Origin of the sequence: Streptomyces deccanensis (assembly GCF_022385335.1) — a bacterium.
GTDB lineage: Bacteria > Actinomycetota > Actinomycetes > Streptomycetales > Streptomycetaceae > Streptomyces > Streptomyces deccanensis.
Genome location: NZ_CP092431.1, coordinates 6,410,094 through 6,426,488, shown reverse-complemented (window position 1 = coordinate 6,426,488; position 16,395 = coordinate 6,410,094). Strand labels below are relative to the sequence as shown.

10 protein-coding genes and 1 riboswitch are annotated in these 16,395 nt (G+C 71.9%); of the genes, 5 read left to right on the top strand and 5 right to left on the bottom strand.

Annotation, left to right across the window (positions count from 1 at the left end; translation table 11 throughout):
* Positions 1–32: 32 nt before the first annotated feature.
* Together L3078_RS28695 and L3078_RS28690 are read right to left on the bottom strand one after the other, a co-directional pair.
* Positions 33–2,597 (bottom strand): DUF5682 family protein, encoded by a 2,565-nt coding sequence (locus tag L3078_RS28695; RefSeq protein WP_420864112.1) that lies wholly within the window; start codon positions 2,595–2,597, stop codon positions 33–35.
* Positions 2,594–3,667 carry an ATP-binding protein gene (locus L3078_RS28690; protein WP_392313679.1) on the bottom strand — a complete coding sequence of 358 codons (1,074 nt, stop codon included), beginning with the start codon at positions 3,665–3,667 and terminating at the stop codon, positions 2,594–2,596. Before L3078_RS28690 ends, L3078_RS28695 begins: the two co-directional genes overlap by 4 nt.
* Before the next feature lie 274 nt (positions 3,668–3,941).
* Between L3078_RS28690 and L3078_RS28685 the strand changes: the two genes are divergently transcribed.
* Positions 3,942–5,318 carry an SWIM zinc finger family protein gene (locus L3078_RS28685; protein ID WP_239756803.1) on the top strand — a complete coding sequence of 459 codons (1,377 nt, stop codon included), beginning with the start codon at positions 3,942–3,944 and terminating at the stop codon, positions 5,316–5,318.
* Between the two features lie 142 nt (positions 5,319–5,460).
* Positions 5,461–7,122, top strand: coding sequence for a DUF5691 domain-containing protein (locus L3078_RS28680; RefSeq protein ID WP_239756802.1), 1,662 nt, complete (start codon positions 5,461–5,463; stop codon positions 7,120–7,122).
* A gap of 224 nt (positions 7,123–7,346) precedes the next feature.
* On the opposite strand, the gene L3078_RS28675 is transcribed toward L3078_RS28680, so the two are convergent.
* The gene (locus L3078_RS28675; RefSeq protein ID WP_239756801.1) at positions 7,347–7,763 is read right to left on the bottom strand and encodes a coenzyme B12-dependent isobutyryl CoA mutase small subunit; all 417 of its coding nucleotides are present in this window, start codon (positions 7,761–7,763) and stop codon (positions 7,347–7,349) included.
* 642 nt (positions 7,764–8,405) lie between these two features.
* Here L3078_RS28675 and L3078_RS28670 point away from each other — a divergent pair.
* Together L3078_RS28670 and L3078_RS28665 are read left to right on the top strand one after the other, a co-directional pair.
* Positions 8,406–9,266: a lipase family alpha/beta hydrolase gene (locus L3078_RS28670; protein ID WP_239756800.1), complete on the top strand. Its 861-nt coding sequence runs from the start codon at positions 8,406–8,408 to the stop codon at positions 9,264–9,266.
* Positions 9,267–9,727: 461 nt separating this feature from the next.
* A complete protein-coding gene (locus L3078_RS28665) occupies positions 9,728–11,344 on the top strand; it encodes a M23 family metallopeptidase (protein WP_239756799.1) in 1,617 nt (538 codons plus the stop codon).
* A gap of 109 nt (positions 11,345–11,453) precedes the next feature.
* Here the strand turns inward: L3078_RS28665 and pcrA are convergent, their stop codons facing one another.
* Entirely contained in the window at positions 11,454–13,964 is a 2,511-nt protein-coding gene (gene pcrA, locus L3078_RS28660) for a DNA helicase PcrA (RefSeq protein ID WP_239756798.1), read from the bottom strand.
* Between the two features lie 254 nt (positions 13,965–14,218).
* Positions 14,219–14,376: riboswitch (cyclic di-AMP (ydaO/yuaA leader) on the top strand.
* Between the two features lie 9 nt (positions 14,377–14,385).
* Here pcrA and L3078_RS28655 point away from each other — a divergent pair.
* The gene (locus L3078_RS28655; protein WP_239756797.1) at positions 14,386–15,576 is read left to right on the top strand and encodes a C40 family peptidase; all 1,191 of its coding nucleotides are present in this window, start codon (positions 14,386–14,388) and stop codon (positions 15,574–15,576) included.
* A gap of 44 nt (positions 15,577–15,620) precedes the next feature.
* On the opposite strand, the gene L3078_RS28650 is transcribed toward L3078_RS28655, so the two are convergent.
* Positions 15,621–15,974, bottom strand: a complete 354-nt coding sequence (locus tag L3078_RS28650) for a hypothetical protein (RefSeq protein WP_239756796.1) — start codon at positions 15,972–15,974, stop codon at positions 15,621–15,623.
* Between the last annotated feature and the right edge of the window lie 421 nt (positions 15,975–16,395).

The window sequence follows — 16,395 nt, the reverse complement described above, 5'->3', positions numbered from 1 at the left end:
GGCCCGCCTCGGCTCGCGCAGTCCGTCGTTCGTCATCCCGCCACCCCCACAAGGTCGTTGTCACCGGTCTTCTCCTGCCCGGCGTCCACCCGGCCGCCGAGGTCCGCCTGAGCGCCCTCGCGGTCGTCGTCCAGGCCCAGCAGCAGTCGCACCACCGGCAGCACCGCGTCCGCGCGGTGGCCGTCGAGTTCGTCGGCGAAGCCCGGTATGCCGCCACCTCCGGCCGTCACGCTCGTCCGTCGGCCGGGGCCGCGGCGGACCAGCTCGCCGAGTGTGCGGCGCACCCCCGGCTCGTACGCCGAGAACGTCCGGCGCAGCAAGGGCAGTACGTCCGTGAACGCGTCCGCCGGCACCCCGGTGAGCCAGGCGTCCACCAGGCCCAGGAGCCGTTCGTCGTGGACGAGCAGCATCCCGCCGCCGGAGCCTCCGCCGACGAAGCCCTCGATCCAGGACGCCGCGTCGGCCGGTGCCGTACCCGGCGAGAGCACGAGCCCCATGAGCCGGGCCGCCTCGTCCTGCGCCAACTCCCCGTCGTCCAGCAGGAGTCGTACGGCGCGCCCCCGGACGACACCGGGCACCGTGTCCCGGACCGACAGGACATGGAGCACCGAGTGCCATCGGGGCCGCAGGCCGACGCCCCGTACGGCCCGTTCGCCCTGCACGGCGCCGTCCCGTACCGCCGGTTCGCCCTGCACGGCCTCGTCCCGTACGACCCGTTCGCCCTGCGCGGCCTCGTCCCGTGCCGCTCGCTCCCCCGGCACGGCGTCGGCCAGGAGCCCCACCGCCCCGTGCACGGCGTCGACATGGCGGCGCATCTCCTGGGCCGCCTCCGCGTCGAGCGCGGCGCACGCGGGTGGCAGGCCGACGAAGACGCGCTCCGCGAGCCCCGCGGCGACCTCGGCCAGCGCCCGCGTGTCGGTGGCGCGCACATCGCCGTAGCGGAGGGAGCGGACGAGTGCCGGGAGCGCCTGGGCGAGGTGGCCGACGTCGGCGTCGAGGGCGGCGCGGTCGGCGAGGACACGCATCACCACGGGCAGGGCGTCCGGGAGTTCGGCGAGGAGGCAGTGCTCGGCGAGGCCGGTGATGTCGGCGAGGGAGCGGGCCGTCACGGCGTCCGCCTCGGCCTTCGCGGTCGTCGCGGCGAGCACGGTGGTCCCCCAGACCCCGGCTTCGGCGACGCGCAGGGACAGCTCGGGCTCCCAGCGCAGCCGCCAGGTCTCCCGGAACGTGCCCGTGCTGCCGCGCGAGGTGGTCGGCTCGCCCCAGGAGACGCCGAGCAGCCGCAGCCGGTGCAGCAGCCGGCTGCGCTCCGCGTCGTTGTCCTTGCGCAGGTCGAGCTCCAACTCCCGCTCCAGCGCCTCCGGCTTGAGCCGCACCCGCCGCTGGAGCCGGGTGAGGTCCCGCTGCAACGGCACCGCCGGCGCGGACTCCGGCACCTCCCCCAGGACCTCCCCGACCACCAGCCGGTCCCGCACCAGCGACAGCGGTACGTCCGAGCCGTCGCACATCACCGCTCGTACGGCGTCGGTGGTCTCGGTCAGGCCGGGCAGCGGGCGCCCGCGCATCGCGGCGAGCGTCTCGGCCAGCCGTACCGCCTCGATGACGTGCGCGGAGGAGACGATCCGGTCCTCCGCACGCAGCAGGCCCGCCACCTTGGTGAGCCAACGCTCCACGGGACGGTCGGGCGCGCCGAACAGGTGTCCGTACCAGCCCGGCGAGTCGATGCCCGCGCCATAACCGCCGGCCCGGGCCAGTCGCCGGTTCGTCCACGGCACCCAGGTCATGTCGGCCTTGACCTTGGGCAGCCCCTTCAGCAACGCCCGGTCGGCGGCCACGGGCCGCTTCTGGCGCAGCGCCGGCACGTGCCAGGCCCCGCACACGACGGCCACACCGTCGTCCCCGAACTCCTTCTGCGCGGCCCGGATCTGCAAGCGCATGTACGCCTCACGCACCAGGTCCTGGTCCCGTCCCCCGGTGCCGTACGCCTCCCGGAGCGCCCCCATGGCCTCCTCCAGCACGGTGAACGGTGCGAAGACGTCCCCGCCTGTCCCCCGGTGTTCGACCACGTCCTCCCACCACCGCTCGGCGTCGTCGTACCCGGCGGCCTCGGCGAGCGCGGCGAGCGGGTCGCCCCGGAGCGGTTCCTCCTCCGGCGGCGGGGTCTCTCCCGGCTCGGCGTCTGCGTCCTCCTCGCGCGTCCGGGCCAGTGAGTGCGCGGCCGGCAGGTCGATGAAGCGGGCCGGTACCCCGTGGGCGAGGGCCCAGCGGATGGCCACCCACTCCGGGGAGAACTCGGCGAAGGGCCAGAAGGAGGACCGACCGGGCTCGTCGACCGCGTGGGCGAGGAGCGCGACCGGGGGCCGCATGTCCTCCTCGGCCGCCAGCGGAATCAGCGCGTCCGCCTCCGGCGGCCCCTCGATCAACACCGCCCGGGGCCGAGCCGCGTCCAACACGGCCCGCACCGCCCGGGCCGACCCCGGCCCGTGATGCCGCACCCCCAACAGCAAGGGCCCACCACCGCGTGCCCGGACCGCGCCGCCCCGGGGCCCAGCCTCGCCACCGGCACCCGTCGCCGCGGTCACCCCCCGCTCGCTCACACGCTCACCTCCCGGCAGGCGCGGTAGAAGTCGGTCCAGCCCTCGCGCTCGCGAACGACGGCCTCCAGGTACTCCTGCCAGATGACGCGGTCGGCGGCGGGATCGCGGACGACGGCGCCGAGGATGCCCGCGGCGACGTCGGAGGGCCGCAGGACGCCGTCCCCGAAGTGCGCGGCGAGGGCGAGCCCGTTCGTGACGACGGAGATCGCCTCGGCGGTGGACAGCGTGCCGCTGGGCGACTTCAGCTTCGTCCGGCCGTCCGTCGTGACGCCGTCGCGCAGCTCACGGAAGACCGTGACGACGCGGCGGATCTCGTCGACGCCGTCGGGCACGGCCGGCAGGTCGAGGGACCGGCCGATCTGGTCGACACGGCGCGAGACGATGTCGACCTCGGCGTCGGCACTCTCCGGCAACGGCAGCACCACGGTGTTGAAGCGGCGGCGCAGGGCGCTCGACAGGTCGTTCACCCCACGGTCGCGGTCGTTGGCCGTGGCGATGAGGTTGAAGCCGCGGACGGCCTGCACCTCCTGCCCCAACTCCGGTATCGGCAACGTCTTCTCGGACAGGATCGTGATCAGCGTGTCCTGGACGTCGGCCGGGATCCGGGTCAGCTCCTCGACGCGTGCCGTCATGCCCTCCGCCATGGCCCGCATGACGGGGCTGGGCACGAGGGCGTCGCGGCTCGGGCCGTGGGCGAGCAGCTGCGCGTAGTTCCAGCCGTACCGGATCGCCTCCTCCGGTGTGCCCGCCGTGCCCTGCACGAGCAGCGTGGAGTCGCCGCTGACGGCCGCCGCCAGGTGTTCGGACACCCACGTCTTGGCGGTCCCGGGCACGCCCAGCAGGAGCAGCGCGCGGTCGGTGGCGAGCGTGGTGACGGCCACCTCGACGATGCGGCGCGGTCCGACGTACTTCGGTGTGATCACCGTGCCGTCCGGCAGGGTCCCGCCGAGCAGATAGGTGGCGACGGCCCACGGCGAGAGCTTCCAGCGGGCCGGCCTGGGCCGGTCGTCCTGGGCGGCCAGCGCGGCGAGTTCATGGGCGTAGGCGTGCTCGGCGTGCGCCCGCAGCACCACGCCGTCCGAACGGGTGTCCGGGCGGGCGTCCGTGTGCGCGCCCCCCCGCGTGTCCGGGTGCGCGCTCGTGTGCGTGTTCGCGGGCGCGGACTGGTCGTGGCTCGGGTCGACAGTGGTCGTTCCAGCAGACGCAGGCATGGCTGAGTCCCCCTCCAGCTCGGCCGGTTCGGATCTGCTGACCACACTGCACCACGCCACTGACAATCCAGTCTGACCTGGGGAAATTGGATCGCGCAAGCCAATTGTCAGTGGTGGGATCTACCTTCAGAACATGACTCAGCAGGGGGTGCGCTGGACGGCTGAGCAGGTGCTGGCATTGGCACCTGACGCAGCGTCGCGCAAAGCCGGAAGCAAACTCGCCGTGGCCGGACCTTGGTCGGCGGCGGGTACTTCGGACGAGGGGACGGTGTGGGGACTATGCAAAGGCAGTGGCAGCAAGCCGTATCAAACAGTGATCGACGTCGCGGACTCCACCGGGCCCGCCTACAAGTGCAGTTGTCCGAGCAGGAAGTTCCCGTGCAAGCATGCGCTGGGACTGCTCCTGCTCTGGGCGGGCGACGACACCGCGGTGCCTCCTGGGCAGGCGCCGGACTGGGCGGAGCAGTGGCTTGCCGGCCGCCGCACACGCGCAGCGGAGAGGACGACGAGGACGGACGCGGCATCTGGGGCCACGTCCGCTGACCCCGAGGCGGCGCGTCGCCGAGCCGAGCGGCGCGCCGACCGGATCACCGCGGGCGCGGCGGAGCTCGAACAGCGCCTGACCGACCTGTTCCGCGGCGGCCTGGCCGCCGCGGAACAGGCGGGATACGCGCTCTGGGAGGAGACGGCGGCCCGTATGGTCGACGCCCAGGCGCCCGGACTGGCGGCTCGGGTGCGGGAGTTGGGTGCGATACCGGGCTCGGGCCCGGGCTGGCCGGTCCGCCTCCTGGAGGAGTGCGCGCTCCTCCATCTGCTGGATCAGGGCTGGCTGCGCCGCGCACGCCTCCCGGAGGGCCTCGCGGCCACGGTCCGCTCCCGTGTCGGCCTGTCGGGCTCCCCGGACGGCCCCCCGGTTCACGACCGCTGGCTCACGCTCGCCCAGTACGACACCTCCGACTCCCGTCTCACCACCCGCCGCATCTGGCTGTACGGCACGGGGTCGGGCCGTACGGCGCTGCTCCTCTCCTACGGAGCCGCCGGTCGCGCCCCCGAGCTGTCGCTCCCCGTGGGGCTGGCCTTCGAGGCGGAGGTCGCGGCGTACCCGGGCGGGGGACAACTGCGGGCGGCCCTGGGCGAGCGCTTCACGGCGCCGGAGCCCTCGTCCGTACGACCGCCGGGCATCACCCCGTCCGAAGCGGCGGCCCGGTACGGCACGGCCCTCCAGGACGACCCCTGGCTCGACTCGTACCCGGTCACGCTCACCCGTGTCATACCCGCCACGGACGGCGACTCCTGGCAACTCGTCGACGCCGACAGCGATCTCGCCCTTCCCCTCACCTCATCCGCCCGCTCCCGCCCCGGCCTCTGGCGACTCGTCGCGCTCTCCGGCGGGGCACCTCTCACGGTCTTCGGCGAGTGCGGCCACCACGGCTTCACACCACTGACGGCCTGGGCCGCCGAGGGAACGAACGCCCAGGAACCCACCGGGCAGGCGGTGCCACTGTGTTGAGACGAGACGGCCACCAGCCGAACGAGACCACGGCGCCAGGCAACGACAGTGCCGACGGCGGAGTCGTCGTGCCCCTCCTCTTCCTCGGCCCCGCCTCACCCCTTCGGCTTCACCCAACCGTCGCCGCACGGAAGGACCCCACATGACCGGCACCACTGGCGACCCCTCCCCCACAGCGGCCACGTCTGCGCTCGCCTGGGAGGAGTTGGTCACCACCGCGTTGCTCGGCACGGACCGGCGTACGCCACCGGGGGCCGTGTCGGGGCGGGAGGCACCGGTTGCGCTGTTGGACACGGCGGCCGTGGCGACCGTACGGCGCAGGGCGGGGATACGGCCGGTGCGGGCGGCGGCGCGGCCCGCACCGGCGGCTCCCGACCCGCGTCCGCCCCTGCCACCGGCAGCGACGCGGCGGCTGACGACGCTGCTGACCGACCGCCCCGGCACCGGTGGCGGCCGCCGGGGCGCGGCGCCCGACCTGATGGAACTCCTCCCCCAGTGGCTGGCCTTGGCCAACACCCACGGATACGCGGCGCCTCCGGAGGCCCTGCCCGCCCTGCTGGACGCGGCCCGCGGCCGTACGGATCTGCGTCCCGCCGTGCTGGCCTTCGCGGGCCCGCGGGCCCTGTGGCTGGCCCGGCTGAACCCCGACTGGCGTTTCGCGCTGCGCGCGGCGCCCGGCGGTGGCGCGTCGCTCCCCGGCCCGGACGAGCCCGAACGGGTCCGACAGCTCTGGCAGGAAGGCCTGTTCGCGGAGCGCGTCGCCCTGCTCACGGCGGTACGGGCGCGGGATGCCGCCTCGGCACGTGAGGTGCTCTCGTCCACGTGGTCGACGGAGCGGGCCGAGGACCGGCTCATGTTCCTCGACACGCTCCGCACGGGCCTGGAGGCGGCGGACGAACCCTTCTTGGAAGCCGCGTTGGCCGACCGCAGCCGGAACGTGCGGGCCACGGCGGCGGAGTTGCTGTCCGCGCTCCCGGACTCGGCGCTCGCGCGGAGGATGGCGAAGCGGGCGACCGGGTGTGTGGCCGTCGATCACACCGGCAGCGCGTCCACGGCCTCCGGGACGCCCACGATCGTGGTGGAGGCCCCGCACGAGTGCGACCCCGGCATGGAGCGCGACGGTGTGCTGCCCAAGGCCCCGGCGGGCCGGGGTGAACGGTCGTGGTGGCTGGGGCAACTGGTCGAGGCGGCACCGCTCGGGGCCTGGTCGCGGCGGTTCGGGGGGCGTACGCCGGAGGAGATCGTGGCGTTGCCGGTCGCGGACGACTGGCGGAGCGAACTGCACGGGGCGTGGTGCCGGGCGGCCGTGCGGCAGCGGGACCCGGGGTGGTCGCGGGCGTTGCTGGGGGCGCCGTCCACACCGGAGGCCGGTGGGCCGGGCGCGGTGTCGCTGGCCGAGCGGGCGAAGCTGCTGGCGACCTTGGAGAGCGGGGAACGGGCCGAGTGGGTGGCGGGGTTCATCGCCACGCACGGCTTGTCGGAGGCGTTCCAACTGCTCGGGGTGTGCGCGGTGCCGTGGGCTCCGCCGCTGGGGCGGGCCGTGGTGGACGCGCTCAACATCGCCCGTGACGCCGGCAGTTATCCCTGGAGCTTCAGCGGTGTGATGGGGCTGGCGGAACGGTGCCTGGACCCGGCGGAGTCGGTGCGTCTCGAACCGCTGACGGCCACGCCGGAGGACACGGAGGATGCGGCGCCGGGGGCGGGCGGTTACTGGGCCGAGGCGTTCCAGCGCCTGACGACGACGCTGCGCCTCCGAGCGACGATGAGAGCGGAGCTGGCACGGGTGGAGGGGACCGTCGACTAGGACCAGGACCGGGGGCTGGGCGCGTGGTCGGGTGCGGGTGAGTGGGGGCTGGTCGCGCAGTTCCCCGCGCCCCTAAAAGACCAGGCACCCGCGGCCTTGAGAAGTGCCCGGCGGCGGGCCTGAAAAGCGAAGCGGGGCGTAGCCCCTGCTTGGCTTTTCAGGGGCGCGGGGAACTGCGCGAGAAGCCCCACCGGACCCGCACCCGACCACGCACGCCGCCACCCTCACGCCCCGGCCGGCTGCCTCACATTCGCCCGCACCCACTCCACGATCGACGCCGTCGTAGCCCCCGGAGTGAAGATCTCGGCAACCCCCTTCTCCTTCAGCGGCGCGATGTCCGCCTCGGGGATGATGCCGCCGCCGAAGACGAGGATGTCCTCGGCGTCGCGCTCCTTGAGAAGTTCGATGACGGCCGCGAAGAGCGTGTTGTGGGCGCCGGAGAGGATGGAGAGGCCGATCGCGTCGGCGTCCTCCTGGATCGCCGTGCCGACGATCTGCTCGGGGGTCTGGTGGAGCCCGGTGTAGATGACCTCCATACCGGCGTCGCGCAGCGCCCGCGCGATCACCTTGGCCCCGCGATCGTGGCCGTCGAGCCCCGGCTTGGCCACCACCACGCGGATCGGACCGGCTGCCACACCCATCACTGCCTCCATGAAACGACTACACCCACCGATGACGGAACACGGCCGACACTGGCACGCGAACCAGGCGATCCAGGCGAACCGCTCACATCACGGTCCCAGGTCCATGGAACACCTACCCGGGGAAGTGAACGAACGTTATCTTCAGGATCCCGCAACCGGCAGTTTCGCACTGGAGAGCGAGGGGGAAATCACTCGGTGGGACACGTTCGCCGCGCACTGCTCCCGGATTCCGCGGCTCACGCGTCGCGGGGACCGAGGTGATCACGGAGGTGATCGCGGCATCCGGAGCGTTTCCGGGCCGCCCGCCCAGGGCCCCCGTGGCGTGCGCGCCACGAGGAGGCATGCGCAAGGAGAGTCGTCGGAAGGGGCCGCACCGACCCACCGCCCGCGGGAGGCCACGGCGGCGGACAGGATCGGCACCCGCGGACGGCAGAGGGCAGGGCAGCGGGGAGTCAGGGTCAGGACCCCTCGTCGCGTGATCGACGCCTCACACGTCACACACGCACCGCACGTCACGCATGCCACACGCACCGCGTCACGTCGCATCGCACCCGCCGTCCGCCACCCGCACCGTCGGTCTCTCCACTAGGGCACACGGGGGACAGAGGCGTCCACCCGTCTGCCGACGGGAGGTCGGGCATGAAGGTCACCAGGGCGGTAGCGCCCCTTGTTCCGCTCTGCGAGCGGTTTCTGCCGACCCGGCTGACAGGCCTGTCCGTGGCTCTTCTCAAGGCGACCGCCCTGGAGTTGGCGATCCTCGCGGGCCATCTGCTGCTCTATCCGTCCGGGATGACGCAGGAGCGGAGGGCCACGCCCACGCTCCCCCCGTCCGACGCGCCCCGGCTCCCCACCGAGGAAAAACCCCCGGTCGTCCTGCTGCACGGCTTCATCGACAACCGCTCGGTCTTCGTCCTGCTGCGCCGCGCCCTCGCGCAGCACGGCGGCCGACACCTCGAGTCGCTCAACTACTCGCCCCTCACCTGCGACATCCGCGCGGCCGCCGACCTGCTCGGCCGGCACATCGAGGAGATCTGCGAGCGCACGGGCCAGGAGCGGGTGGACATCGTCGGCCACAGCCTCGGTGGGCTGATAGCCCGGTACTACGTGCAGCGGCTGGGCGGTGACCACCGCATCCGCACGCTCGTCACGCTCGGCACCCCGCACGGCGGCACCCGGGCCGTGCCACTGGCGGACGCCCACCCGATCGTCCGGCAGATGCGGCCGGGTTCGGAGGTGCTGGAGGAACTGCGAGAGCCGGCGCCGGGCTGCCGTACGCACTTCGTGGCGTTCTGGAGCGATTTCGACCATGTGATGGCCCCACTGGAGAGCGCCTGTGTCGATCACCCGGACCTGATGGCGCAGAACATCAGGGTCACCGGGATCGGCCACCTCGCCCTGCCCGTGCACCCCGCAGTCGCCACCGGAATACGGGAGGCCCTCGACACCTCACGGACGGGCACCCGCACCACCGCCCGCCCCGGCGGCCTCACAGTGGCCTGAGCCCACAACCCACAACCCACAACCCACAACCCACAGCCCCGGCCCCGGCCCCGGCCCCGACACAGGAACCCTCGCCACCAGGGACAGTGACGCTCGCCACATGGCGGCGAAACCAGGACGTAAGGCGGCAAACACGGCGCACACCCACGCGCCCCCGCCGCGCGCCCGATTCGCGACACCCTTCCCGACGGCACCTACGCGCCCCACGCCGGACCCGCGACCACCCGCCGAAACGTCTCAGCCCGGTCGCCACGGGCGTCCCACATGCCGCACACAGCGATCGACTATCGAACAACCTTCGAACGCCAGGCCAAAGTCGTGCCCACAGACCGCCGAAAGACGCTCGAATGCCCGTTTCCTGCGCGCGTGAAACCCGTTGAAGATTGTCGCGCCCGCATACCGCCGGGTACAGTCACCGCACTGCTCTGCCAGCCCCTGTCGTCGAGGCGAAAGAGAAGTTGGTGAACGATCGTCACCCGTCGGGGACCGCAACACCCCCGACTCCGGCTTCTGAAGCCGACCCGGCGCACTACGCGTCGTACGGCCACCAGGAAGCCGGCTACGGCGACTTCACCACGTACGCCGATTACCCCGCCACCGGTTTTGAAACCGGCTCCCACGCGAACACGGCGAACGCCACGGGCACCTTCGCGGTCGACCCCCTCTTCGGCGACATGCCGGGCCACGACAGCGGCACCGGCTCCTACGACGCCACCCAGTGGTCGACGGGCAGCCACCAGACGCTGAACTACGACCCGTACGCCGCACAGCACCAGGCCGCGTACGACACGGGCAGCTACGACACCACGTCCTGGTCGTCCGGTTACGAGCACCTCTCCCAGGTTCCGACCCAGTCGACGGGCCCCGACGCGAGCGGCCAGTGGGACGCGAGCGGCTGGCTGCGGCCCGAACAGTCCGACGACGCGGACCAGTTGGGGCAGGGCGACCAGACCCAGCAGTGGATCGGCACCCAGCACTTCGACACGGGCGCCTTCGACGCCACCCAGTGGAACGGCGACGGCACACCCGTCGGCGACGAGCACGGCGGCAGCGCGTCCGAGTCGTACGAACACTCCGCCGGCGCCCCCGACGCGTACGACGAGCACGACCACCCGAAGACCCTCATGGTGGACCTCTCGGCAGAGGCCACGGACTTCCACCAGCAGGCGACCGCCACCTTCGAGCACATCGCCCCGTACGACCAGGACGAACACCTGTCGACGGACGGCGAGTTCGAGACCGACGGCACGGACCGCGCGGTGCTCCTCGACGGCGAGGAGGAGGTCACCACGTCGGCCACCCGCAGCGCGGGCCCCGGCCGGGCGGCCACCCGCGCGGCATCGCGGTCGCGCCGGAAGGCTCCGGCCAAACGTTCCGCCCTGCTGACCGTGGCCGTTCCGTCGGCCTGTGTCATGGGAGTCGCCGGGATCGCGGCCGCCTCGGTCGGTGCCACGTCGGACGACACGGAGACGACGGCGTCGATCAAGTCGGACGCCACCGCGGTGAAACCGTCCACCGCCAACAACCAGCTCGACACCCAGCTGGAGAGCCTCTCCGCCGAGGCCGACGACTTCGCCGACCGGGCCAGCCGGACGCAGGAGCGCATCGACCTCAAGGCCCAGCAGGAGCTGGAGCAGAAGAAGGCCGCCGCCGAGGCGGCCCGCAAGGAGCGACTGCGGCCGAAGTTCGCGCTGCCGGTCGCCAAGCACGGGCTCAGCGCGTACTACGGACAGTCCGGCGTCAACTGGATGTCCCTGCACACCGGCATCGACTTCCCCGTCTCGTACGGCACTCCGGTGATGGCCGCGACCGACGGCACCGTGCGCACCCAGTGGAACAGCGCCTACGGCAACATGGTCATCGTGACCGCCAAGGACGGCACCGAGACCTGGTACTGCCACCTCTCCACGTACAAGGTCGCCTCGGGTACGACGGTCAAGGCCGGCGACACCATCGCCTACTCGGGCAACTCGGGCAACTCGACCGGCCCGCACCTGCACTTCGAGGTCCACCCGGCGGGCGGCTCCGCCATCGACCCGCTCCCGTGGCTGCGCAGCCACGGACTGGACCCGACGTAACAGTCACCTCTCGCGGGCGCCCCTGGCGGGCGAGCGCAACATCCAGACACGAGAACCGGGCCCCTGCCGAGCAGGGGCCCGCGTCGTGTGCGCGGCGCGAGGCCGACCGCTACAGCTTCTCCACCGGCGCGTACCGCAGCAGCAGGCGCTTCGGCTTGGTGTCGCCGAAGTCGATCGTCGCCTCCGCGTTCGCTCCGGAGCCCCCGACGCCGACGACCGTGCCGAGGCCGAACTGGTCGTGGGTGACACGGTCGCCCACGGCGAGGGAGACCACCGGCTTCTCGTCGCCGCGGCGGGTCGCGAAGCCGGACGCGCCGCGGGCCGAGGAACGGGAGCGGGAGGACGACAGCGACGCCGCGATGCCGGCCGCCGGCCCCGAGGACACCGGCGCGGAGGCGCCTGTGCGCTTCCACTGCAGATGGGAGGCCGGGATCTCCTCCAGGAATCGGGACGGCGGGTTGTACGAGGGCTGCCCCCAGGCGCTGCGCAGCGTCGAACGAGTGAGGTAGAGCCGTTCGCGTGCGCGGGTGATGCCGACGTACGCGAGGCGGCGCTCCTCCTCCAGCTCCTTGGTCTGGCCGAGGGCGCGCATGTGCGGGAAGACGCCGTCCTCCATGCCGGTGAGGAAGACCACCGGGAACTCCAGGCCCTTCGCGGTGTGGAGGGTCATGAGCGTGATCACGCCCGAGCCGTCCTCCTCCTCGTCGGGGATCTGGTCGGAGTCGGCGACCAGCGCCACCCGCTCCAGGAAGTCGGAGAGCCCGGCGGAGGTCGTACCCGCCGCCTCGGCCTCGCCCTCTCCGGCCCCGGCCTCCTGCTCGAACTCCAGGGCGACCGCGGCGAGTTCCTGGAGGTTTTCGATGCGCGTCTCGTCCTGGGGGTCGGTGGAGGCCTGCAACTCGGCCAGATAGCCGGTGCGTTCGAGGACGGCTTCCAGGACGGTGGCCGGTCCGGCGCCGGACTCGACGACGGTTCGCAGGTCCTCCATCAGCGTGTTGAACCGCTTGACCGCGTTGGTCGACCGGGCCGCCATGCCGTACGCCTCGTCCACCCGCTTCAGCGCCTGCGGGAAGCTGATCTTCTCGCGCTGGGACAGGGCGTCGATCATCGCCTCGGCGCGGTCGCCGATGCCGCGCTTGGGCACGTTGAGGATGCGGCGCAGCGGGACGGAGTCCTCCGGGTTGGCCAGGACCCGCAGATACGCGAGGACGTCCCTGACCTCCTTGCGCTCGTAGAAGCGGACGCCGCCGACGACCTTGTAGGGCAGGCCGACGCGGATGAACACCTCTTCGAAGACTCGGGACTGGGCGTTCGTCCGGTAGAAGACGGCGACGTCGCCGGCCTTCGCGTCGCCCGCGTCCGTCAGGCGGTCTATCTCGTCGGCGACGAACTGGGCCTCGTCGTGCTCGGTGTCGGCGACATAGCCGGTGATCTGGGCGCCCGCGCCGGCGTTGGTCCACAGGTTCTTCGGGCGGCGGGACTCGTTGCGCTCGATGACCGCGTTGGCCGCGCTCAGGATGGTCTGCGTGGAGCGGTAGTTCTGCTCCAGCAGGATCGTGGTCGCGTTCGGGTAGTCCTCCTCGAACTGGAGGATGTTGCGGATGGTCGCTCCGCGGAAGGCGTAGATCGACTGGTCCGCGTCACCCACGACGCAGAGCTCGGCCGGGGGGACGTCCCACTCGTTGGGCGGGACGTCGACCGGGTGCTCGGAGGTGCCGACCAGCTCTCTGACCAGGGCGTACTGGGCGTGGTTGGTGTCCTGGTACTCATCGACGAGGACATGGCGGAAGCGACGGCGGTAGTGCTCGGCGACGTCCGGGAAGGCGCGCAGCAGATTGACCGTCGTCATGATCAGGTCGTCGAAGTCCAGTGCGTTCGCCTCGCGGAGGCGGGACTGGTAGAGCGCGTAGGCCTGGGCGAGGGTCTTCTCGAAGCCGTCGGCGGCCTGGGCGGCGAAGTCCTCCTCGTCGATCAGCTCGTTCTTCAGGTTCGAGATCTTGGCGCTGAAGGACTTGGGCGGGAAGCGCTTCGGGTCGAGGTCCAGATCACGGCAGACGAGCGCCATCAGCCGCTTGCTGTCGGCGGCGTCGTAGATCGAGAAGGAGGACGTGAAGCCGAGCTTCTTCGACTCGCGCCGCAGGATCCGGACGCACGCGCTGTGGAAGGTCATGACCCACATCGCGTTGGCGCGCGGGCCGACGAGCTGCTCGACGCGCTCCTTCATCTCACCGGCGGCCTTGTTGGTGAAGGTGATCGCGAGGATCTGGCCCGGGTGGACGTGCCGCTCGCCGAGCAGGTGGGCGATGCGGTGGGTGAGCACCCGGGTCTTGCCGGAGCCGGCGCCGGCGACGATGAGCAGGGGGGATCCGGCGTGCACCACGGCCGCGCGCTGGTTCTCGTTCAGCCCGTCCAGGAGGGCCGCCGCGTCGATGGCCGGGCGGGGGGCGCCGCCTCTGTAGTACTCGTCCCGGTCCGGTGGCACGTCGAACTTCCCGCCGAACAGATCGTCCGGAAGCGACTCCGGTACGTGATCGTCCTCGGGCGGCGGCGGGGGCTCCTCCACGTGGCCGCGGGGGGCCTGGAGGTCCGCCAGGAAGCTGTCGTCAAAGAGGCTGCTCATCGCTCTCCGAGTCTAGGCGCCCCCACTGACAGCGAGAGGCCGCCCCGGGAAGTCCACACCCACCACTCACCGCGTCCACCTCACGACGGTGAGCGATCGAGCGTACCGCCTGTCGCGTGGAAGAGGCTAAGGTCACGAAAACGTATCGGGCATATCGAACATCAACCTTCACACGGGCCACACGAGTTGGCTAGCTTCTTCTTTAGGCCGTACGACACAACCGGCGAACGTCGCCGGGCCGCACGGCCTCCGCCGAGTCCGGTACGCCTCTCCCGGCGCCGGAGCCGGGGACCCACCGACCTCTGGGGTGAATCGACCCGACCGCCGCTCGCGGCAAGGGTCGTAGGGCAAACCTTCCGAAGCTTGCGCCCGAACCCGACAGCTAACTCGGTAGGCGGACAACGGAAGGAGACGCCGCACCATGGCGCCGCACCGCAAGCCGCGTCCGACCGGCCGGACGCGCGCGGGCATACGCACCCCCGCTCTCGCCACGGCCGCCCTGACCTCCGTGGCCCTGCTCTCCCAGACGGCCACCGCCGCGCCCTCCGCCGACGACAGGCCGAGCCTGGAGGAGGTCGAGAAGAAGGTCGACGACCTCTACCGCCAGGCCGGGTCGGCGACCGAGAACTACAACGCGGCCAAGGAGCGGACGACCAAGCAGAAGAAGAAGGTCGACACCCTCCTCGACGACGTCGCCAAGCGCACGGAGAAGCTCAACGAGGCGCGGGAGGAGCTGGGTTCGTTCGCGGCGGCCCAGTACCGCACCGGCGCGGCCACTCCCGACCAGGCCTCGCTGCTCCTGGCGGACAACCCGCAGGACTACTTCGACCAGAACCAGCTGATGGACCGGTTGACGGACCGTCAGAAGGTTGCCGTCGACGCGTACGTCACCGAGCAGGCCGACGCGGCGGAGCAGCGCCGGGAGGCGAGCGACAGCCTCGAGAAGCTCACCGAGTCACAGAACGCCCTCAAGACCAGCAAGGCCAAGGTCCAGGCGAAGCTCGCCGAGGCCCGCGAACTGCTCTCCACCCTCACAGCCCAGGAGAAGGCCCGGCTCGCCGCGATCGAACAGCGCGAGCAGGAGGAGGCCGACCGCAAGGCGGAGGAGCTCGCGCGACAGCAGGCGGCGCAGGCGAGCCAGGAGACCCCGGCCGCCCAGGAGACCCAGGAGCCCCAGGCAGGGACCGCCGGCGGCACGGAGACGTCGCCGGGCACCACCGGGACCACCGCCCCGGTCGAGGACTCCACCTACGCGGCGAAGGCCACCAAGGCCCTGGCCTTCGCCCGGGCGCAGATCGGCAAGCCGTACGTCTGGGGCGCCACCGGACCCGGCTCCTACGACTGCTCCGGCCTCACCCAGGCCGCCTGGAAGGCCGCGGGCGTCGACCTGCCGCGCACCACCTACGACCAGGTCGAGGCGGGCACCACCGTCCCCCTCGCCGACGCCAAGCCGGGTGACCTCGTCTTCTTCTACGACAACATCGGCCACGTCGGCCTCTACATCGGCAACGGCATGATGATCCACGCCCCCAAGCCGGGCACGTACGTCCGCGAGGAGTCGGTCTTCTACGACGGCGAGTCCTCGATCCACAGCGTGGTACGACCGGCGTGACACCCGGCCGGGCCCGTCCGACGGGCTCGGCGCAGGGGCTCGCCTCAGGTCCAGAGCACCGCGATGAAGACGTTCACGGTGGTCAGCGCGCCGACCAGGGCGAAGAGCGGCTTCTCCACCGTCTCCTCGTCGCGCTTCACGTAGACCAGGCCGAGGATCACGATCAGCAGGGCGAGCTTGATGCCGATCTTGATGTTGTTGACGGGCTGGTCGTCGGCCTGGTTGAGGCCGACGAGGAGGACGCCGGTGACGAGCATGGTGAGCGCGCCGTGCAGCATGGCGGGGACGAAACGGGCCGCGCCCTGCCCCATGGCCTTCAGCTGGGTGAGGAAACCGCCCAGGAGGGAGGCGATGCCGATGATGTGCAGGCCGACGACGATGTGGATGAGAACGTCCATGCGCGGAGCCTAATGAGGGGTCCGAAGCCGGTCCGGCACCGGGGGCGGGGGCGGGGGGCGGCGGGGGTGAACGCTGCGGGGACCAGCGAGCGTCACCCCTCGATGATCTTGCATATATGCGCTCCATAGCACCGTCCCTCCCCCACCCGGTCCGAAATCGCCGCATCGGTCATCGCACAGCGTGAAGTCGGCGGCTCCAGGCCAGGATCTCGGTCACATACGGTCACCTCGTTATCGGTGCGCGCCACTTCCGTACAACGCGTTACCGAGCCATCACAGCCAGGTTTAGCGTCCTCCCTCAGGTGACCGGCTCCCCACCGCCGCCCGGGCCAGGGGCGGCAGTCGGCCACCACCGCCGAGAAAGGTCCGGCGGCGTCCCGCTCCCCCTGTGCGGGCCGCCGCCGGACGCGTAACCGCTCCC